Origin of the sequence: Nostoc sp. CALU 1950 (assembly GCF_051172895.1) — a bacterium.
Taxonomy (GTDB): domain Bacteria; phylum Cyanobacteriota; class Cyanobacteriia; order Cyanobacteriales; family Nostocaceae; genus Nostoc; species Nostoc edaphicum_A.
Genome location: NZ_JBDNJQ010000045.1, coordinates 1 through 21,966 on the forward strand (window position 1 = coordinate 1; position 21,966 = coordinate 21,966).

Consider the following 21,966-nt stretch of genomic DNA (forward strand, 5'->3'; position numbering starts at 1 on the left):
TAAAAGGCTCAACGTCCAGGCTAAAAGGCTCAACGTTCAGGCTAAAAGGCTCAACTTCGAGGTTCTGAACTCGAAATTTTTAAAATTAAAAAAAACAAGTCAAGATTTTGTTTGAACGAATATGAAATTAAAGCTACATACAGCAGATTTCAATTTCGTGAGGTACAGAAATACCCCACCCGCGCTATCGGGCACCCTCCCCTTACCAGCTACGGTGTACACACAAGTCCTAAAAACCTTGACTTTCCTCGTTGCATTCATTGAGTCTCTGACTCAATATCTGACTGGAGGCAGAGCCTCTAAATCAGGCATTCCCATGCAGAGCATGGGAACGAGATCAACGAGAAAACAATGGAAAATCAAGCTTTTTTCGACTTGTGTGTACACCGTAGCCCCTTACCAGAGGAGGGTTGGGAAAATGACAAATGACCAATGACAAATGACAAATGACCAATAACAAATAACAAATAACAAACTATGAAAATACTAATAACTGGAGTTGCTGGCTTTATTGGCTTTCATTTAGCACAGCGTCTCTTAGCAGAAGGAATGCAGGTTTACGGCATCGATAACTTGAATGATTACTACGATGTCAGCTTAAAAAAAGCCCGCTTAAATCAACTTTATCCCCAAACCGGATTCACCTTTCAATTTTTGGACTTGAGCGATCGCTTTACTACTGCCGAACTCTTCCAAAATTATACCTTTGATTGCGTAATTCACTTAGCAGCCCAAGCAGGAGTCCGCTATTCGTTGCACAACCCATATACCTATGTAGACAGCAATCTCTCAGGGTTTGTCAACATTCTGGAAGGTTGTCGCCATAGCCAGGTTGGTCATTTAGTGTTTGCCTCTTCCAGTTCTGTTTATGGCACTAATACTAAAGTCCCATTTGCTACTACTGATAACGTTGACCATCCCATTTCTCTCTACGCCGCTACCAAAAAATCAAATGAGTTGATGGCTCATGCTTATAGCCATTTGTACAACTTGCCAACTACGGGATTACGATTTTTTACCGTGTATGGCCCTTGGGGACGCCCGGATATGGCATATTTTAAGTTTGTGCAAGCGATCGCTAATAACCAGCCAATTGACGTTTACAACTTTGGCAAAATGCAACGAGACTTCACCTACATTGATGATGTAATTGAAGGGCTAGTTCGGGTGATGCACAAACCACCCCAAGGGAATCATCAAGATGTCTCGCTTAGTAAAGCGCTCTACAAACTCTACAATATCGGCAACAACAACCCGGTAGAGTTAATGACATTTATTGAAATCATCGAAAAACTCCTGGGTAAGCAAGCCAAAAAGAACTTACTACCCATGCAGCCAGGTGACGTTCTCTCTACCTACGCTGATGTAGATGACTTAATACAAGACGTAGGCTTTAAATCTGTAACTCAAATAGAAGAAGGTATCGAACGTTTTGTGCAATGGTATCAAGACTATTACAGCCACTAAAAAAGCATTCCGGGACGGATGAAAAAACAATCTCGGTCGAAAAATCTTTGGAATGTTTGCCATCTCAATTTCCTTATCTTGACAATCACCCTTGCATTAACAAGTAAGGTTATTGCCAACAATGCTCCCCCTACTCTTTTGGGTGATAACACTGTTTCTCTAGACAAAATTAATGCTGTTTCTGAGTTAGCGGATATTCAACCTACTGACTGGGCTTTTCAATCTCTCAAATCCTTAAGCGATCGCTACGGTGTGCTTGCTGGTGATGCTGACAGCACTTTCAACGGCGACCAAACTATGACTCGCAATGAATTTGCTGCCAATCTTGCCACAACTATCAATCGTATTAACGAACTGACAAGTTCAGAAACCGCTAACGAAGTCAAGCAGGAAGACCTAGAAAAGTTGCAGCGCTTGCAAGCTGAATTTGGCAAAGAGTTAGAGGTTTTACAAGGACGATTAGACAATTTAGAAAACCGGATAACGTCTACAATACAACCGTTTTCTACAACTACTAAATTCAGCGCAGAAGTTGTTTTTGCCATCTCTGGGGTTAATAGCGGTGAAAAATTTGATGGCACTGGCGACCGCACAGACAGTAATATTACCTTAAGCAATCGGGTACGCTTGAACTTCAATACCAGTTTCACCGGCAAAGACAGTCTCAGAATTCGCCTACAAGCTAGTAATCTTCCTAGAATAAATAATGCAACGGGGACTGATATGGCTCGTTTAGCCTTTCAAAGCAATAGCGATAACGAATTTGAATTGAGTGTTTTAGAATATCGCCTTCCCATAGGAGAGCAAGCTACCGTTTATTTTGAGGCAGAAGGCGGCGACCTTGATGATTTTTCTGATCCGCTGAATCCATTTTTCAGCAGCAGTGGTCATGGTTCCATTTCTCGTTTTGCACAGCGTAACCCAATTTATCGCCAAGGAGGGGGGGCTGGAGTGGGGTTCGTTTACGATTTCAGTGACTCAATCAGCTTAAGTTTAGGTTATCTGGTTGACGATGCAGATGATCCAGAAGTTGGATTTGGTGAGTCGGAATATGGAGCGATCGCTCAACTAACTCTCGAACCCAGCGACTCGTTAAAGGTTGTTTTCACCTACATCCACTCATACAACAGCATCGACACAGGAACCGGGAGCGATCGCGCCAACGATCCTTTTAATGATGAGAGTGATGCTATTATTGCAGACTCCTTCGGGTTGCAAACTGCGATCGCACTTAACAATAACTTGAATGTCTCTGGTTGGGTTGGCTTTACCCATGCAACAGCGATGGATTTACCAAACAACCCAACGGCAAATATTTTTAATTGGGCGGTAACTTTGGCTTTAATTGATTTGGGTGGAGAAAACAGCATGGCAGGAATTGCGATCGGTCAACCACCCAAAGTTATTAACAATGACTTGGAAGTTGCAAATCAAGTATACGAAGATCAAGACACATCTCTCCATTTAGAAGCCTTCTACCGCTTCCAAGTCAATGACAATATTGCCATCACTCCCGGACTATTAATGATTACTAATCCAGAACACGACAGCAACAACGACACAAGTTATATCGGCACAATTCGGACAACTTTCAGATTTTGAACCAATAAATACCAGCATTTCACGAAATTCAAGTTATCAACGTATTTGTAGCAGGAATTTCGTGAAATGGTATTAAGTTAACGTGAGTTCGACAGACTTCTCCCTGCCATAAATTCAAGTTCAAGTCTATCCCTCTCCGACTCGGAGAGGGACAGGTTTTGCGTAGTAAAACCAGGGAGAGGTCTTTTGGGTGGACCAATACAGTTCAGATAAGACCAAAACACTTCTAGAGACGGCGATTTATCGCGTCTCGAAAACCCACAATTTTGTACAATTAGCCCTTAACCCAAGCGTATTGTGATATAACCAGTCGAACTCACGTTAAGCGAACTAAATTCGCTCAGAAAATAGTCAATCTGTATTTACCGCGTTCCTGTGGATTCTTGGAAGTAACAACTATATAGTACGTATCATCTTCAGGCAACCTAGCTCGGTCAATTAAACCAGTGTACACACCATTTTTGTCCTTGTCTTTATCTATTGCGATCGTCTGTCCTTGAGAATTTAGCAAAGCTACATAAGGAGAAAACTCTTCATCAACACTATCTACACGAATACTAACAAGCTGATTTTTTCTCCCTTGAAAATTGGAAATATTATAAGCACCCCCATTTTGTTTTAGAGTTGAGCTTTTAGCAGTTAATTGACCTGCTTCATCCAAAGTATAACTAGCTCTATCATTCCTCAGAGCCAAACTATAGCGACCTATCTCACCGGGATCTCGGCTAGTAACTACAATCTTATATGTGCCGGTGACAGGCAGTCGTGCAAAAATGAATGCATCATCGCCACCACCATTTTTATCCAAAGTGCCTTTTTTGACGATGATATTATTATCAGGATCGTGCAAAAACAACAAAGGATTTAAACTTAAGTTATTTGTTCTGCGTGTGTCATTACTGCCAATCAGCCGAATTTGGACTAATTGATTTTCTCTGCCCTCAAACTCATAGAAATGAAAATATCTACCTTGAGATTGAAAATCATCCTTACTTAGAATACCCAATGCCACATCTACAAAGTTAATCTCCTTGTAAGTAGGTGTCGCAGGTTGAGAAACTGGTGGACGGTTGGCACTAGCCTGACGACGTGTCCCTGAGTTGGAACTAGCCTGACGACGTGTCCCTGAATTGGAACTAGCTTGGCGACGTGTACCGGAATTGGAACTAGCTTGGCGACGTCTCCCTGAGTTCGCACTGGAACTATTGGATGCTGGCTGGGAATTTTCTGGCTGAGACGATACACGAGGAGACTGCTGTACTGGTGACTCAACAGATGTCTTCGGTCTTGGAGATATTGACGCTTGAGAAGCAGGAATTTGCTCAATTCCTTTCGTTACTGCTTCTGGTTGTCTCTCATCTGGTGATTTGGCAATTAGAAAGTCTTGAGAATTTTGTGGTCTTCCCAAAGCATTGATAGGCAACAGATGACTCGTGACCAAAAAACTACTACTCAAGCAACAAATAAAAATGCGGTTTAATTTGCGACGATACTTGTTATTTTCTAATAGCATAATTACACTCCTAATTTTGCTGATTTTTTGTCTTTAAGTGATGGAATTATTTAATTTTCCATTTCCTGTTTCTTTCCAGCAAATAAACCTGACTTATTTTGAAGACTAAACTAAAATTTAGCCTTTGCCCGTAACCAATTTAATGTGCATCTACCATACAGCCCAAATTTTTGTCACCATTAAGCCAGAAAAACTTATATGCTCAATTGAAACTTCTAGAGTAAATCTCAATTTTGTACGTATATACTGAGCTACAAACTGAAATTTCTATTTTTCGGAATTTAGCTCAGATATTTGTGCAAAACTAAGCCGGATGCTGCCGGATTAATAAATTTCAAGCACAAGTGGATTAGACGCCCATCAATTCGTTACAAGGCATCGCTCAAGCACAACTTTCTCCAAGTTATTTAAATTGTTCAATACCTGATGAGGTAAGGAAATTGGGGATTTGTATGGTGTCTAAGTGATATTTACTAACAAGAGAGATTATACTGCATGACTTAAAATGAATATATACTCCAATTGAAATGGATTCCCAGTATGCTCTGTTGTGTGAATCCCGATTGCCAAAAACCCCTAAATCCTGACAAAAACAACTATTGCCACAGTTGTAAAGCGGAATTAATACCCTTACTGGGAGGTCGCTATCGACCTACTCAGGTTTTGTCAGACGAAGGCGGATTTGGTAGAACCTATCTAGCGAAAGATGTACATAAACTCAATGAATGCTGTGTTGTTAAGCAATTCGCACCAAAACTTCAGGGAACTGGGCCACTAACAAAGGCCGTTGAATTATTTAAACAAGAAGCTAGCCGACTTCAAGAGCTAGCAGAACACCCGCAAATTCCAACTTTATTGGCTTATTTTGAGCAAAATAGCTATCTATTTTTGGTGCAGCAATTTATCGATGGGCAAAACTTGCTCAAAGAATGTGAAACGCGGGGAACCTATAACGAAACAGAGATTCGCCAACTTTTGCTAGATTTACTGCCGGTACTGAAATTTATCCATCAGCGGGGAGTGATTCATCGAGATATCAAGCCACAGAATATTATTCGCCGTCAAAGTGATGGGCGATTAGTGCTAATTGATTTTGGGGCTTCCAAAGTGCTGACGGCAACAGTGCAAACTAAAATGGGAACTGTTATTGGCTCACACGGTTACACTGCACTTGAGCAGATGCAAGATGGAAAAGCTTACCCAGCCAGTGATTTATTCAGTTTGGGGGCGACTTGTTTTCATCTACTGACTGGGGTTCGTCCATCTCAACTGTGGATAAAGCAAGGTTATGGTTGGGTTGCGTCTTGGCGGCAATATTTGACCAACCCAGGTAGGGATGAGGTTTCTGTGTCTATAGAGTTGGGTGAAGTTTTGGATAAGCTGTTGCAACTAGAAATCCAAAAGCGTTACCAATCGGCTGATGAAGTCATCACTGACTTGACATCTCAGCTATCACAATTGTCATTAGTTCCCCCAACTATACTTACACCAACATTACTTACACCAATATTTACAGCCACCGCAGCAAACAAAGGGCCCGTTTCATCAAAAACAAATATCAAGCTGAAAAGCCAACTGCTGTTAGGTTCTAGCATTTTAGCCTTGGGATTAGGGGGAGTTTGGTATTTCCAGACTCGCCCCCATACAGTAAGCGAATATTCTCCGTCTATTCCTGAACCTCTTTCTGAGCCTATTCAGTCCCAAAAAAGCAAAAGCGTCTCGGAGAATTATTTTCTACCCAAACCCCTCAAGGGACATTACAGCGATGTGAATTCCGTAGCTTTCAGTTCTGATGGTACAACCCTGGGTAGTGCCAGTGATGATAAGACAATCAAGCTATGGAATCTGGCAAGTGGACAGGAAATCCGCACCCTAAAAGGACATTCCAATTGGATTTGGACTGTAGGCTTCAGTCCTGATAGCAAAACCCTCGCCAGTGGTAGTGCGGACATGAAAATCAAACTGTGGAATTTGGAGACAGGAAAATTAATCAGAACTTTGGAGGGACATAGCGATGGAATTACTTCCGTCACTTTTAGTCCTGATGGCAAAACCCTTGCTAGTGGTAGTGCTAGTAAGGACATGAAAATCAAACTATGGAATCTAGAGACAGGAAAGTTAATTCGCACCTTAGAAGGACATATCAATGGTGTTCCATCTGTAGTTTTCAGTCCTGATGGCAAAACCCTCGCTAGCGGTAGCTGGGACAAGACAATTAAATTGTGGAACGTGGAGACTGGAAAGTTAATCCGCACCTTAGAAGGAAATGCAGAGTCGATTCTTTCAGTCGCTTTTGCTCCCGATGGCGTCACCCTTGCCAGTGGCAGTAGAGATAAGACAATCAAATTGTGGAATGTGAAGACCGGAAAGTTAATCCACACTTTAAAGGGACATAATGATAAGGTTAATTCTGTTGCTTTTTTGCCAAGCAAAAGTTCAGATGGTGTCACCCTTATCAGTGGCAGTAGTGACAAGACAATCAAATTTTGGAATCCAGTCACAGGAAAGGAAATCCGCACTTTAGAGACGGGTTCTGGATATATTTATGCTGTTGCCATTAGCCCAGATGGACAAACTATTGCTGGTGGTGGGAGTGGTGAGAACATTCTCAAAATTTGGCAGATGATTAATTGAAAGGTGCTGATAGTGCAGATTCGGGATAGGTGCCCACTTTTTCGCATTCCATCCCATAATATTTAGTTTGGCTAAAACCTCAGCTAAGTCGTAGCTTCAAGTGATGATATTAGCGAGGACTGTTTTATGATAATATTCTTTACGTGATCAGGATTTTAGCTTAAAAAATATCACAATCCCTTTTTCAAACTACCTGCAAGTGTGGATTGAATATAGGTTTTTTGTTGTCAAAAGATATCCACAAATAAAAGGTTATGATTAATATATTTTTCCTGCTAATACTATTTTCTTCACTTCTAGGGCGAATTAAATTTCCGGGAATAAATATTGGCATTCATTATTTATTACTTCCTGCATTTAGCTTTGGGATAATCAGTTTATCTACCAAAAACATACCAGAAGTTTTAAGAAAGCATAGAATCATTTTAATATCTATCAGTCTACTGTATTTGTGGATGTGGCTCTCCTCATTCATGAGCCAATTTCCCAATACTGCAATTCTTTATAGTATTAAATATACTACTTACTTTATATTATTTTTTGCTTTTTTAGTTTTAACTTTCAGAAATATAAAACCCTCATCTTTAACATTTTACTATCGGTGTATATTATACTTACTACAAGTAATTGCAGCTTTTGGTTTTTTAGAAGCTTTATTCCCCAATCACTGGATTTTTGAATTATTAAAATTTCCAAGTTATTATCCCCAGATTGGTTCAATTATGCAAAATCCTAATCAGTTTGGGGTAATAGTTGCCATTGGATTATGTTTGAGCCTAATTTTAGAAAAACAGAAAAATATATCTAAACTTGAATTGTACATAAGCGAATTTGTTTTTCTCATTTCTCTAGCTTTATCTGCTAGCAGAAATGCTTGGTTAGTTTTGCTTTTTGGGTTGTTTCTTTTATTGATATATAAAATTATCAGTATTAGAAAAATGATTTTTATTATGAGCTTATGGCTTTTATGTATCGTATCCATACCAGTATCTACATATAGAATTGGTTTGGGAGATAGTAAAATATTTCCCTTAATTAATTTATTTGTAAACAATCCCAGTGAAATAGAGCTTCCTAGTCCTGTAGGAACAGCTTTGTCAAGGTTTGCACTTTGGCAGGCAGCTATTACTGAAACTATTAAAAGACCGATTACTGGTATAGGTGTAGGAGTTTTTGCAGAACATATAGGAGTGAAAGTTTTTGGAGTTAAAGGTTATCACGCACATAATATATTTTTAAATGTATTGGTAGAACAAGGAATTATCGGATTATTGTTATTTACTAATTTTTTAGTAAGAGTAGCATCTTATCTTAAATATGCCAACCCTGTGACTATCATTCCAATTATGATGTTTTTAGCATCTCAAATGCCAGATTTTTTTGCCGAAGACTATACTTTTACAACTATTGAATTTTATTTTCTGGCAGCAGCTATCAATTCTCAAAAAGATTTTGTTATTGAATCAAAACCTCAAACTATTTACAATGTTCAAAAAACTCGCAATTGATAAACGTCATTTCAACTTAATATTTCCGAATATATTTGGTTTTAAGGGAGGTATCCAAGTTTACTCAACATTTTTGCTGAAAGCTTTACAAGATGTGTATCCTGATGCTGAGTATGATGTGCTTCTCAAGTATGACAAGCACAATTCAAGACAGCCACAAGACTTGCAATTTTTACCTTCAACAAGATTTCATTATTTTGGAGCTTTCCCAAGATTATTACAAACAATTATATTTGCCACAAACATAATTGTTTTGGCTATTTTTAAACGTCCTACTATAGTCATATCAACTCATGTTAACTATGCCGTCGCTTGTTATATTCTAAAACTTTTGACTGGGACTCCTTATTGGGTAGTTGCTCATGGCTTAGAAGTTTGGGATATTGAAAATAATGCTACAAAGTTAGCATTACAAAAAGCAGATAAAATTATTAGTGTTAGTAATTACACTCGCCAGCGCTTGCTTAAATATGATGATATTGAGCCAGACAAAATAGTAATTTTACCTAATACGTTTGATGCCAGTCAATTTCAAATAAATCCTAAACCAACCTATTTACTCAAACGATATAATTTAACAGATGAGCAGCCTGTAATTCTAACAGTAACGCGATTAGGACGCATGGCAAAATACAAGGGTTATGACCAAATACTTCATGCTTTGGTTAAAATTCGTTTTTATGTCCCTAATGTTCACTTTATTCTTGTAGGTAAAGGAGATGATTTACCTCGAATTAATGCCTTAGTCTCCAGCTTAAATCTACAAGATTGTGTCACTATTGCAGGGTTTGTACCAGATGAAGAATTATGCGCTCATTACAATCTCTGCGATGTTTTTGCTTTGCCTAGTAAAGGGGAAGGATTTGGTATTGTTTATCTAGAAGCTTTAGCTTGTGGTAAACCTGTGTTGGCGGGTAATCAAGATGGTTCTATAGACCCTTTGGCTGAGGGTAAGTTGGGATGTTTAGTTGATCCTGATAACGTAGAAGAAATTGCCCATAATCTAATTAAAATTCTGCAAGGAGATTGCTCTAACCCAGTAATTTACCAACCAGAGTACTTGCAACAAAAAACTATTGAATCTTATGACTATAGCAATTTTCGTGCGAATTTAGCAAAGTTAGTTGTAGATATTAGTGTCAATTAAAATAAACATTTTGGAAAAATGGACGATTCAGTATTTGTTATATTTCTTGCTTTTGGGTGTATTTGGATTTTGATGGGAGTTGTAGGTTGGATTGCATTTTTAAAATCTGAGGGTGAGGAAATTAAGTTTGGTAAGTGGGGACTTATAGTTGCTATTCCAATCCTAATACCAATAATTGTTTCTCTTATTATTGGTGTATTTTATCATTAGTAAAAATGATATAGTATTTCCAATACTTTTCGGTTAAGGGGTAAAGAGGAAGGGTTTGAATTTACTTTTCCCCCTTGCCCTTTGACCTTTACCCAGACAAAGAGAGAGATTGTTGGGTGATAAGGCTTTTTGTTGTCGATGAAACTTCCATTAGAAGTTTGGGAATAATAAATCGTGCCTGAGAAAAATTTTAAATAAATCTCAGCGCATTAGGTGTGTTTTCTCATCGGCAATTCAAGGAGCAAATTGTTAATGAAAGTGAGTTCATCAGGGATTAAACTAGGTTGTGCAATTCTGAGCAGCACTTGTTTAGCAGCAGTGACAATCGCTTTAAGTGGAGCAAGTGCAATTGCTGCTCAATTCATCACAATTCAAAGCACTGGTACATTATCAGGAACTATCGAACTTCCCAGAAACAACCCCAATTTCAATCAAAGTACTACTCGGATTGATACGGATGACACTGGAACTTATTACCGGAACTTAGGAACTAATAATAATCCTAATTTTGTTCCTGTATACCAGTCAGACTATTTAAAGGTAGAAACACGCTCTGATGGAAGTCTGCATTACTTTGTTGACTTTAAGGGCATTCCAATTGTCTCCTTTGATGGTGTTCTTGCATCGCCGGTTCTCTCTGGTGGTCAGTTAACTGCCTTCCTTTACCAGGGACAATTGCCAGGAACCACATTTCAAGGAGTAGTTCAGGATGAATTTAATCTCACAAAAGCTTTCTACACTGGTACTGTCATCGACCCAGACAGCGGAAAGCAGTATCAAGGCACTTTTGAAGTCAGTGGATATGGGGTGCGATATAGCGATCGCAATGGTAGTTCAACTCCCACAGTCTTTGATTTCCAGTCTGATATCCCAGGTTTGCCCAGTGTAACATCCTTGACCATCACTAACGCTACCTTGGCAAGTTTAAGAATCAAAGTACCTATCGATGAAACTTCTATTCCAGAACCCGCTAGCATTCTCGGAACCCTAATGGTAGCTGGTTTTGGTATTGTTTTGAAAACGAAGAAAAGACAACTCCCCTAAGCTGGATTTTATCCATTTTCGCCTTCGGGTCATCACTAGGTCATGCGATCGCTAAAAAATGCAGTTTTCCTGCATACATAACATTAAGTCTTGGACTGTTTACTTGCACAATACACTGAGACTGCAAGATATTCATCAGTAGCCAGGATGCAGAATGAATTAGAGTAGTGGCGTATTGGAATACGCCACTACTTTTGAATAAAGGGGTTTAAGTAGCTAGCTCAATCTACAATTTAGTGGTTTTCAATTATATGGTTTGCCTGAATTCCCCGGTAATTAACCTCGTCTGAATTCTGAATTTTGACTACTGTATTCTTTTTGAACGCCGTATTAGCACCTACCAAGTATCGGCTGTACGCTTATCATAAGGCTCACCTGTAAAAGGTTGTACGCCAATAACAGGATAAGCATCATCCGTAGGGCCAAAAATCCGCATTGCAGCTTCAGAAATATACTGGGTGATGTTAGCAATGATTTGGGAAATAGCCATCATATTTGGACTCCTTATTTTTGAGTCGCTTTAATTGTGCTACCTCTACTCTAATACTGATATTTAAGGCTGGCTCTAATTCTCAATATATTGAGAATATATGCAATGTTTATTCAGATAACTTCGCAATACTTTAGATTGTGAAAAAACCAAACTTTGCTCACTAATTTTAATTGTAACATAGTTATTTCTTCAACCCCAGTAGGGAAAAGAGCGAAGCAAAACAAACTTTCTCTTAGAGGATATTGTTTCTTTTCATTAGCCGCCCTGTGAGATTAACATTATTGCCAGCTTTTACTATTAAAAAACATTAAGTATTTTATAAAGTTAGTATTAATTTGCCTATCAATCTACTGATATACGGCAATCTCTGAAAATATACTTGCCAGGAGTTGACATTATTTATGGTAAATATTACCATAAATAACAGAAGCATCTTGTAAGGAAGCTCTTGCATGACAACTTTGCCAGATTTGGACTATGTATATAAACAGCAAAGCCAGCAGAACCAGGAACTAAACCTGTCTGCGGATGACTACAGCTTACTGACCGACCTTTACCAGTTGACAATGGCAGCTTGTTACACAGGCGAAGGTATAGAACAACGACGGGCTAGCTTTGAGTTGTCTGTCAGACGATTGCCAGAGGGTTTTGGTTATTTAATTGCAATGGGGCTGACGCAGGCATTGGAATATTTAGCCAAAATCCGCTTTAGTTCGGCGCAAATTGCGGCATTACAAGCAACGGGAATTTTTGCTCACGCGGGCGATCGCTTTTGGTCACTTTTAGCTGAGGGAAAGTTCACGGGTGATGTTTGGGCAGTACCAGAAGGGACAGCCGTCTTTGCCAATCAACCACTGTTGCGGGTGGAAGCACCCCTTTGGCAAGCGCAACTAGTGGAAACTTACCTGCTAAATACTATTAATTACCAGACTTTGATTGCCACAAAAGCAGCACGGTTACGGGATGTAGCGGGGGAAGAAGCAACACTTTTAGAATTTGGAACCAGACGAGCATTTAGTCCCCAAGGGTCTTTGTGGGCGGCACGGGCGGCGTTGGCTGGTGGGTTAGATTCCACCTCCAATGTGTTAGCAGCGCTACAACTAGGACAACAGCCAAGTGGTACTATGGCACACGCCTTAGTGATGGCGTTATCAGCAATAGAAGGCACTGAAGAACAGGCTTTTAGTGCATTTCATCGATATTTTCCGGGTGCGCCATTGTTGATTGATACTTACGATACCGTTGCTGCTGCCCAGCGCTTGTCCGAAAAAGTAAATTCCGGGGAAATGCAATTAACAGGAGTGAGATTGGACTCAGGAGATTTAGTTACCTTATCAAAACAGGTGCGATCGCTCCTTCCCGATGTGCCAATTTTTGCCAGTGGCGACTTAGACGAGTGGGAAATTGCCAGATTAAAAGCCGCTGGGGCCGAAATTGATGGTTACGGACTGGGAACACGACTAGTTACAGGTTCGCCCGTAAACGGAGTTTATAAACTTGTAGACATTGATGGCATCCCAGTGATGAAAGAGTCGAGTGGTAAGGTTACTTATCCAGGGCGCAAGCAGATTTTTCGCTCGTTTACGGGAGGTAAGGTAAAAGCAGACAGATTAGGACTCTTAGGTGAAAGTCTTCTGGATGAAGAACCTTTATTGCAATTGGTAGTGCAGGAAGGTCAACGGGTGCAACCGTTAGAGTCTTTGGCAACAATTCGTCAGCGTACCGCCGCCTCAGTTGCCAGTTTGCCACAACAAACACGGCTTTTGGATCATCCTGTGGCTGTAGAAGTGGAGATTTCTGAGGCGTTACGGGTATTGACTGAAGAAACTAAGAAACGAACCGCAGAGGCACAGAGAACACAGAGGTAAAATTACTCTTTCAGTCTGTCTTAATTACGAACTACGTTAGCGCAGCGTTAGCGACGCAGGAGCGTCATTACGAATTACTATGAGAGTTGCTTTGTTTGGAACGAGTGCCGATCCACCAACTGCTGGTCATCAAAAAATTCTGAGTTGGTTGTCTGAGCGTTATGATTGGGTAGCAGTTTGGGCAGCGGATAATCCATTTAAGTCCCATCAAACACCCTTAGAACATCGGGCGGCAATGTTGCGATTGTTGATTGCGGATATAGACGCGCCACGGCACAATATTGCTTTGGAACAAGAATTGAGTAGCTTTAGAACACTGGAAACAGTGGAAAAAGCGAAGCTTATTTGGGGTGAAGACGCTGAATTGACGTTGATTATTGGTTCAGATTTACTGAGTCAGCTACCACGTTGGTATCGCATTGAAGATTTGTTACAGGAAGTGCAACTACTGATTGTACCGCGACCCGGATATGCAATAGATGAATCTAGTTCAGAGGTAGTGCAAAAGCTGGGAGGGAAGATTGCGATCGCTAGTCTGATCGGTCTAGATGTTTCCTCAACAGCGTACCGCGAACATGGAGATTCTGAAGCCCTCACAGCCCCTGTAGTTGCCTATATTAATCAAGAGCATTTGTACGAATGCCAGGACGTTCACAAAAAAAGATACCAACTCCGTTAAACCAACAACCTTTGGCCGATTTCAAGGTTGGTGTTGATAATGTAATTTTTTCTGTAGATACTGCCCAAAATCGGCTGTTAGTTCTACTAGTAATGCGACAGCAAGAACCATTTTTAAATCATTGGAGTCTTCCCGGTACTTTAGTGCGTCCAGGAGAGTCTTTAGAAGATGCCGCTTATCGCATTATGGCGGAGAAAATTAAGGTCAACAATCTCTACTTAGAACAACTGTATACCTTTGGCGGGCCGAATCGCGATCCACGGGAAGCAACTGATAGTTATGGCGTGCGTTATCTATCAGTTAGTTACTTTGCCCTAGTGCGATTTGAGGAAGCCGAATTAATTGCCGATCGCATGACTGGCATAGCTTGGTATCCAGTAAAACAAGTGCCACAATTAGCTTTTGACCATAATGAAATTCTGGCCTATGGCCACAGGCGGTTACGAAATAAATTAGAGTACAGCCCAGTGGCTTTTGAAGTCTTGCCAGAAATGTTCACCTTGAATGATTTATATCAGTTATACGCCACAGTTTTAGGCGATAACTTTTCTGATTATTCTAATTTTCGGGCGCGTCTACTCAAGTTAGGTTTTTTATGCGATACCGGAATTAAGGTATCACGGGGTGCTGGTCGTCCAGCTAGTTTGTATAAGTTTGACGCCGAAGCCTTTGCCCCCTTAAAAGATAAACCCTTGGTGTTTATTTAACCAATCACTTTACAGAGTCCAAATTCCTGCAATACCTTTCGGTTAAGATCCCCCCGCCTGCGGCGACCCCCTTAAAAAGGAGGTAGAAGAGGGTTATAAGCCCCTCTTTTTAAGGGGGGTTGGGGGGATCTTCAAAATATTAAAACGTTAACCGAACCGTATGGCAAAGTCAAAAGTCATAAGGACTCTTGACAAATGACAAATGACCAATGACTAATGACAAATAATATGAAAATTGCGATCGCTCAAATTAATCCGACAATTGGTGATTTGCTTTTAAATGCCCAAAAAATCCTGGAGGCGGCACAACGCGCAGCATCTAGCGGTGCGCGTTTGTTACTAACACCGGAACTTTCTTTATGTGGCTATCCACCAAGGGATTTATTACTAAATCCTAGTTTTGTGGAAGCAATGGGCATCACTTTACAAAACTTGGCTCAGGATTTACCACCAAATTTAGCTGTCTTAGTAGGAACTGTTGAACCGAATATCAAAGCACATATTAGTGGTGGTAAAACTTTATTTAACAGCATAGCTTTGTTAGAAAATGGCAAAGTAAAGCAAATTTTTCACAAGCGACTTTTGCCTACTTACGATGTATTTGATGAACGCCGCTATTTTGAACCAGGTTTGCAAGCTAATTATTTCACTCTAGATGATATCCATATTGGCGTAACTATTTGCGAAGATTTATGGAATGATGAGGAATTTTGGGGCAAACGTAGTTATACAGTGAATCCGATTGCTGACTTAGCAATTCTGGGTGTAGATTTGATTGTAAATTTATCTGCTTCCCCATACACAGTCGGCAAGCAGGAGTTTCGCGAAACGATGCTGAGTCATAGTGCAGTACGTTTTCAACAACCGTTTATTTATGCTAATCAGGTTGGCGGAAATGATGACCTAATTTTTGATGGACGTAGTTTTGCTTTGAATCGTCAAGGTGAAATTATGTCTCGCGCTCGTGGGTTTGACACCGATTTATTAGTAGTTGAATTTGACGAAACACAACGGGATTTACAGCTAGGTTCTGTAGAACCTATTTATGAATCGGAAGATGAGGAAATTTGGCAAGCGTTGGTTTTGGGAGTCCGAGATTATGCTCGCAAGTGTCGCTTTTCTAAAGTAGTGTTGGGTTTAAGTGGCGGGATTGACTCTGCAATAGTAGCTGCGATCGCCACGGCTGCACTTGGTAAAGAAAATGTCCTCGGTGTTCTCATGCCTTCCCCTTACAGTTCGGAGCATTCCATTAGTGATGCTTTGGCATTAGCGGAAAATTTGGGGATTAAGACTAATCTTTTACCAATTGGCGAGTTAATGCAAGGCTTTGATCAAACTTTAGGTGATTTGTTCGCGGGTACTGAGTTTGGACTGGCTGAGGAAAATATACAATCCCGGATTCGGGGTAATTTATTAATGGCGATCGCTAATAAATTTGGCTATCTGCTTTTATCTACCGGTAACAAGTCAGAAATGGCAGTTGGTTACTGTACTCTCTATGGCGATATGAATGGCGGGTTAGCAGTAATTGCAGATGTTCCTAAAACCCGTGTGTATTCACTTTGTCAATGGTTAAATCGCGATAGTGAAATCATCCCGCAAAACGTCTTGACTAAAGCACCCAGCGCCGAACTCAAACCAGGTCAAGTGGATCAAGACTCTCTACCGCCCTACGAAATTTTGGACGATATTTTGCAAAGGCTGATTCACAATCACCAATCAGCCACACAAATTGTTGCAGCCGGTCACGATCCGGTGATTGTAGACCGAGTAATCCAAATGGTAGCGCGGGCTGAATTTAAACGGCGACAAGCACCCCCCGGCTTAAAAATCACCGATCGCGCCTTTGGAACTGGTTGGCGAATGCCAATTGCTAGTAATTGGGTTGGCAAAAACGCTTACCAGACTAAAAGCATAGCTACACCTACCTTAGTCTGTTGGGATGGACAAGGTGCTCATCCGCAAATCAAATAATTGTTGTGGTGTAAGCTAATCGGCATTTAAGTTGCATAAAAGGAGGGCTGTTCGCGAAGCGTTCGCGTAGGGTAGCCCTTACTACAAGCGGCTGCACTTATCACGCGAGACTTTTTGATTGAATTAGGTCAAATGCCGATTTTAATGCCTGTAAGCGGCTTTCTAACTGAATAATTTGGGCTGACAAGGTGACAGAGGACAAATCCTGTGTGTGGTGAGGCTTACAGAATCGCTGCAATTCAAGCTGAGTAATCCGCCGTTCCACTTGTCCAGGGGTGACGACCATCCAGACATGGCGATTATGTGCGATCGCATCTTCGACTATAGATTCAATCGCCAGTGCCGCTGTGATCCCAATACTGGGGACTTCACTCAAATCTAATACTAGTGCATGATAGTCTTGCACCAACGACATCCGGCGGGAGATACTTTTGGCTGCACCAAAGCTCATTGGCCCTCCCAATTTCAGAAGCAAAATATCCCCTCCGGCTTGGGTGAGGATTTCCTGCTCGACGGGAGTGAGATTGTGATGCCCAGTGGAGTCAGTAATGACTTGAATATTATCACTTTGGAGATCGGTTAAGCGTTTAATAGTCAGTACATTGGCAATAAATGCTCCTACTAGTACCGCCGTAATTAAATCCACAAATACAGTCAATAACAACACCAAGTACATCAATCCCGTACCCTTTAAAGAAATACGGGGCGCACGTTTGATAAACCCCCAATCGAGAATATCAATACCTACCTTCAACAATAATCCCGCCAACACTGCATTGGGAATTTGCGCCGTTAAAGGCCCCGCCCAAAACACGACCAACAGCAGTACCAGCGCATGAATCATCCCGGATAGGGGCGTTTTCCCCCCGGCTTGGACATTCACCACCGTCCGCATGGTGGCTCCAGCACCAGGTAAACCTCCAAATAGCCCCGCCAACATGTTGCCAATCCCCTGCCCAATCAACTCCTTGTCAGAATCATGCTGAGTACGGGAAATACTATCAGCCACCAAGGAGGTTAACAGAGAATCAATCGCTCCCAACACCCCTAACATCAACCCATACCGCAGCATATCTGCTAACTCGCGGATACTAAAGGTGGGCATTCTTAAGGTGGGTAATCCTCTGGGAATCTGACCAATGCGAGCCAGATTTGCATCTTTGAATAACACCACTGAGATAATTGTTACCGCCACCAATGCCAATAGGGGGGACGGTAAAATCCGATTCAGCTTGGGTGGAACGGCAAAGACAATTAGCAAGGTTAGTAATCCCAGCCCTACAGCAACCCAGTTGGGATTACTCAGGTAGGCGGGTAATTTTTGCAGGGTTATCACTACGCCACCCACTCCGGCATGACCCAACAAGGGGGGTAATTGAAGCAAAATGATAATTACGCCAATTCCTGACATGAAGCCAGAGATGACGGTGTAGGGCAGGAGGGTGATGTATTGTCCCAGGCGCATCACCCCAAAGAGGATTTGCAGTAGCCCACCCAACATGACAATAGTAAATGCCATTGCTAACCCCGTATCGGGATGACGTGCTACCAAGGTAGCAATCACGGTTGTCACCACCACAGTCATCGGCCCGGTAGGCCCAGAAACTTGGGCTGGTGTTCCCCCAAATAGGGCAGCAAAAAAGCCGACGATGATAGCACCATAAAGTCCAGCGATCGCTCCAGCACCAGAAGCTACCCCAAAGGCTAGGGCTAAGGGTAGAGCCACAATGGCAGCAGTTAAGCCCCCAAACAGATCGCCGCGCCAATTGCGAAAATGAATTTTGTTGATTGGGTTGATGGACACCTTGTTATTACTCTCAATTAGAAAGATTTGAATTAAAAAGATTTGAACACAATCAGGTTAAGTAGTTAAACAATATTTATTTTGAAACTCCGCTCCAGTTTGAAAGGTATAAATATTTTTGCATTTTTGCTTAATTACTGAATCGTATTCTCAAGAAAATATCTGTGATCAACGAAATACCAGTACGGGAATATTGCTGCTTTGAAGAATTTGAGTTGTGGTGCTACCAATCACCAGATGGCGAATGCGGCTATGTCCATAAGTCCCCATTAACAAAAGGCTAATATCTTGCTGGGTAATATAATTAGCGATCGCTTTTTCTGGTTCACCCTCAAGGAGGCTACAGATTGGCTCAAATCTGGCTCTTTGCAAAGATTGTTTAGCTTCATTCAGTCTCGCTACTGCTGTTTGATCTGAGTTACTTTTAGCCACCGTCAGCAGATGTATCTCTAAATTTTGAAAAGCAGGAAAATCTACTAAAAATTGCAGTATCTTTTGCCCACTTAGACTACCGTCATAAGCGACTAAAATACGCTCAATCAGTTTAAATTCACGGGGAGTAACTAAGCACGGCTTACTACTACTACGAATAATTCGATCTAAATTTGCTCCTAAATGTCCAGTTGCAAACTCTGTGGTTTCTCCCCATTTACCTAAAATAATTAAGTCAGAATTTTCTTCAAAATACTGAAAATAATCTACCAGAAAACCTGTTTTATTAGTTAATTTAAAATCTTCTATGCCCTCAGCTTTGAGAGTTTCAGCAGCATTTTGTAAAATCAATCTTGCTCGTTGATTGTTCAGCTTGGCTTTTTCATGTTCTAAATTCACTAATTCATCCAGCAATTTTTCGGAAGCGCCAAGTCCAATGCTACCGCTTAAGTTGCCAGTAGAAGCGACTTTTTGGCTACGAACATCGGTGACAAATAAAACGTTTATTTGGGCATTCAATTGAATAGCAAACCAAGCTCCATATTTATAAACATTGTCTGAAAAAGATGAACCATCGGTACAAAGTAAAATAGTTTTCATAGTGGTTTTAGACCCTGAAAATAAAATGATTGAAAGGTAAAAATGCTAAGAGTTTTGATTAATTGCCAATTTATTCAGCAAGGTAGTACTAGCTTCATTCAGTCCGATTAGTTCTACTTCTGCTCCATTGCGGCGAAATTTCAGCACCGCTTTATCGAGTACTTCCACTGCTCCTTGATCCCAGAGGTGAGCATAAGTTAGATCAATGGTGACGCGCTCTACCAGTTCTGTAAAATCAAAAAACCCTAGAAACTCATCTCTCGATAAAAAGAAAATTTGTCCGGCTACTTTATAAATGCGATGTAAACCATCTTCACTCAGTACTTTATCCACAAATACTAACTGGGCAATCTTGTTAGAGAAAAATACGGTACTCATAACGATGCCTGTCACCACGCCAAGTGCAAAATTACGAGTAAAAATTGTCACAAACATCGTCGTCAACATGACGGCGGTTTCAGTGCGAGGGATGCGGGGAATATTTTTTAAGGATGACCAGCGAAATGTACCGATTGACACCATAATCATCACGGCTACTAGTGCTGCCATCGGCATTTGCTTGACCCAATCCTGCAAAAACAAAATGGCAAATAGCAGGAAAATCCCAGCCGCAAGGGTTGACAGTCTCCCGCGTCCACCAGACTGGACATTAATTACCGATTGTCCAATCATCCCACACCCTGCCATACCTCCAAAGAAGGCGGTGACGATATTAGCAATGCCTTGTCCTTTGGCTTCTTGGTTTTTATCGCTGGGGGTATCTGTGAGTTCATCAACGAGTGAAGCGGTTAAGAATGAAGCCAACAAACCAACGATCGCTAATGTCAGGGAATAAGGCAGAATAATCTTTAATGTTTCCAGAGTCCACGGTACTTGAGGCAGAGCAAAACTCGGTAGCGCAGTAGGTAATTCTCCCATATCGCCGACAGTGGGAACCTCAAGTTTGAGCGCGATCGCTGCGATCGTCATCACCGCCAGCGCCACCAAGGGAGAAGGGACTGCTTTAGTAAAGCGCGGCAGAATATAAATAATCCCCAAGGAAAGGATAGTTAACACATATACAGTCGGCGGCACATTTGTTAATTGAGGCAACTGTGCCAGAAAAATTAATACTGCCAACGCATTGATATAGCCAATCATCACTGCTCTAGGTACAAATCTCATTTGGCGGCCTAGTTTTAGCACCCCAAACAAAACTTGAAAGACTCCAGTTAAAAAGGTGGCGGCGAATAAATACTGCAAGCCATGATCTTTAACTAAGTCAATCATCAATAGAGCCATCGCTCCTGTGGCGGCAGAAATTGACCCTGGTCTACCTCCTAAAAACGCCGTCATGACTGCAATAATAAATGAGGCATAAAGCCCGACTTTGGGATCAACCCCGGCAATGATCGAAAAAGCGATCGCCTCTGGAATCAAAGCCAACCCCACCACAGCACCCGCCATAATGTCTCGCTGAGTGTTAAAAAACCACTCTCGCCTCAGAATTGTTCCGTTCAAGTTGCCTCCTAGCGTCTTCATCTAAATAAAATTGTCAGTGTGTGATTCACACTCAAAATAGTCCACTCGCCAATATAATTCTGTAATTACTAATTCGTAATATCTTGTGGAAAATAGCTCTGTGCTTACATAATTGCATTCAGTGCTTACTCTGTACCTCCACTTATTTTCGCCTTCCCTACGTTGCGAATAGTATTCCCAAATGCTATACAACTAAATTTTTAATGAGCGTGATTTTTCTTTCTCTTTTAATTAAGAATTACGTTAGCCAGTATTCGTTCGCTTTTAGCGTCTCGTAGAGAGCGTCATTAGGAATTACGAACTGATTGGAGAGTAAAACAGTATGCAGAATTCTTGCTAGGTGAATAACTCACATAAGCAATTAACAGCCCAATCAGCAGAATAAACTTTTACGATAATCTACTCAAAAAGGGCAATTTTTATGATGGGCTATGACGCTGGTTCTTCCTTTGGGAGAAGACTCGCTATCGGCATCGCATCAAAGTTCAACTATAGTTTGACTATTTTCCTGCACGACTAGCTGCAAATGTTTCTAATGATTACAAGGTTCAGGCTACACCTTAAGGTGGACAATCCCAACTATTTAAAGCTACCGAAGAGATCGTTACCTGCGACATTAACCCAACCTGCTTACTACTACAAGGGCATTCATTATTCAACGCAAGCATACCACAGCGATGTAACAATCTGCAATAAAACAGGAGTCAGAATACAGAATTCAGAATACTCTACCTTTGAAGGAGGTAGGAGGCAGAAGGAGCAA

The 21,966-nt window shown here is 41.1% G+C and carries 16 protein-coding genes; 11 read left to right on the top strand and 5 right to left on the bottom strand.

What is annotated here, in order from left to right; translation table 11 throughout:
* Nucleotides 1-477: 477 nt before the first annotated feature.
* Together ABF638_RS14550 and ABF638_RS14555 are read left to right on the top strand one after the other, a co-directional pair.
* On the top strand, nucleotides 478-1,467 hold the full coding sequence (locus ABF638_RS14550; protein WP_435023381.1) for an NAD-dependent epimerase: 990 nt from the start codon (nucleotides 478-480) through the stop codon (nucleotides 1,465-1,467).
* Nucleotides 1,468-1,485: 18 nt separating this feature from the next.
* Entirely contained in the window at nucleotides 1,486-3,069 is a 1,584-nt protein-coding gene (locus ABF638_RS14555) for an iron uptake porin (protein WP_435023382.1), read from the top strand.
* Nucleotides 3,070-3,409: 340 nt separating this feature from the next.
* Here the strand turns inward: ABF638_RS14555 and ABF638_RS14560 are convergent, their stop codons facing one another.
* Nucleotides 3,410-4,582 carry a peptidase gene (locus ABF638_RS14560; protein ID WP_435023383.1) on the bottom strand — a complete coding sequence of 391 codons (1,173 nt, stop codon included), beginning with the start codon at nucleotides 4,580-4,582 and terminating at the stop codon, nucleotides 3,410-3,412.
* A gap of 540 nt (nucleotides 4,583-5,122) precedes the next feature.
* Between ABF638_RS14560 and ABF638_RS14565 the strand changes: the two genes are divergently transcribed.
* The 5 genes from ABF638_RS14565 (at nucleotide 5,123) to ABF638_RS14585 (ending at nucleotide 11,125) form a co-directional block, all read left to right on the top strand.
* On the top strand, nucleotides 5,123-7,216 hold the full coding sequence (locus ABF638_RS14565) for a protein kinase domain-containing protein (protein ID WP_435023386.1): 2,094 nt from the start codon (nucleotides 5,123-5,125) through the stop codon (nucleotides 7,214-7,216).
* Between the two features lie 254 nt (nucleotides 7,217-7,470).
* Nucleotides 7,471-8,724 carry an O-antigen ligase family protein gene (locus ABF638_RS14570; protein ID WP_435023388.1) on the top strand — a complete coding sequence of 418 codons (1,254 nt, stop codon included), beginning with the start codon at nucleotides 7,471-7,473 and terminating at the stop codon, nucleotides 8,722-8,724.
* Nucleotides 8,702-9,871, top strand: coding sequence for a glycosyltransferase family 4 protein (locus ABF638_RS14575; protein WP_435023390.1), 1,170 nt, complete (start codon nucleotides 8,702-8,704; stop codon nucleotides 9,869-9,871). Before ABF638_RS14570 ends, ABF638_RS14575 begins: the two co-directional genes overlap by 23 nt.
* A gap of 18 nt (nucleotides 9,872-9,889) precedes the next feature.
* Entirely contained in the window at nucleotides 9,890-10,081 is a 192-nt protein-coding gene (locus tag ABF638_RS14580) for a hypothetical protein (protein WP_181930207.1), read from the top strand.
* Nucleotides 10,082-10,333: 252 nt separating this feature from the next.
* Nucleotides 10,334-11,125 carry a PEP-CTERM sorting domain-containing protein gene (locus ABF638_RS14585; protein ID WP_435023391.1) on the top strand — a complete coding sequence of 264 codons (792 nt, stop codon included), beginning with the start codon at nucleotides 10,334-10,336 and terminating at the stop codon, nucleotides 11,123-11,125.
* A 337-nt stretch (nucleotides 11,126-11,462) separates the two neighbouring features.
* On the opposite strand, the gene ABF638_RS14590 is transcribed toward ABF638_RS14585, so the two are convergent.
* A complete protein-coding gene (locus ABF638_RS14590) occupies nucleotides 11,463-11,615 on the bottom strand; it encodes a nicotinate phosphoribosyltransferase (protein WP_069070042.1) in 153 nt (50 codons plus the stop codon).
* 455 nt (nucleotides 11,616-12,070) lie between these two features.
* Between ABF638_RS14590 and ABF638_RS14595 the strand changes: the two genes are divergently transcribed.
* From ABF638_RS14595 to ABF638_RS14610, 4 genes are all read left to right on the top strand, one after another.
* Nucleotides 12,071-13,486: a nicotinate phosphoribosyltransferase gene (locus ABF638_RS14595; RefSeq protein ID WP_435023392.1), complete on the top strand. Its 1,416-nt coding sequence runs from the start codon at nucleotides 12,071-12,073 to the stop codon at nucleotides 13,484-13,486.
* Nucleotides 13,487-13,565: 79 nt separating this feature from the next.
* A complete protein-coding gene (locus tag ABF638_RS14600) occupies nucleotides 13,566-14,165 on the top strand; it encodes a nicotinate-nucleotide adenylyltransferase (RefSeq protein WP_181930210.1) in 600 nt (199 codons plus the stop codon).
* On the top strand, nucleotides 14,126-14,872 hold the full coding sequence (locus ABF638_RS14605; protein WP_069070045.1) for an NUDIX hydrolase: 747 nt from the start codon (nucleotides 14,126-14,128) through the stop codon (nucleotides 14,870-14,872). Before ABF638_RS14600 ends, ABF638_RS14605 begins: the two co-directional genes overlap by 40 nt.
* 228 nt (nucleotides 14,873-15,100) lie before the next feature.
* Entirely contained in the window at nucleotides 15,101-16,846 is a 1,746-nt protein-coding gene (locus ABF638_RS14610; RefSeq protein WP_435023431.1) for an NAD+ synthase, read from the top strand.
* A 100-nt stretch (nucleotides 16,847-16,946) separates the two neighbouring features.
* Here ABF638_RS14610 and ABF638_RS14615 read toward each other — a convergent pair whose 3' ends face one another.
* From ABF638_RS14615 to ABF638_RS14625, 3 genes are all read right to left on the bottom strand, one after another.
* Complete coding sequence (locus ABF638_RS14615; RefSeq protein WP_435023432.1) at nucleotides 16,947-18,644, bottom strand: SulP family inorganic anion transporter; 1,698 nt, start codon at nucleotides 18,642-18,644, stop codon at nucleotides 16,947-16,949.
* 174 nt (nucleotides 18,645-18,818) lie between these two features.
* Nucleotides 18,819-19,682: a universal stress protein gene (locus ABF638_RS14620; protein WP_435023394.1), complete on the bottom strand. Its 864-nt coding sequence runs from the start codon at nucleotides 19,680-19,682 to the stop codon at nucleotides 18,819-18,821.
* A gap of 45 nt (nucleotides 19,683-19,727) precedes the next feature.
* The gene (locus ABF638_RS14625) at nucleotides 19,728-21,128 is read right to left on the bottom strand and encodes a SulP family inorganic anion transporter (protein ID WP_435023433.1); all 1,401 of its coding nucleotides are present in this window, start codon (nucleotides 21,126-21,128) and stop codon (nucleotides 19,728-19,730) included.
* Nucleotides 21,129-21,966 lie beyond the last annotated feature (838 nt).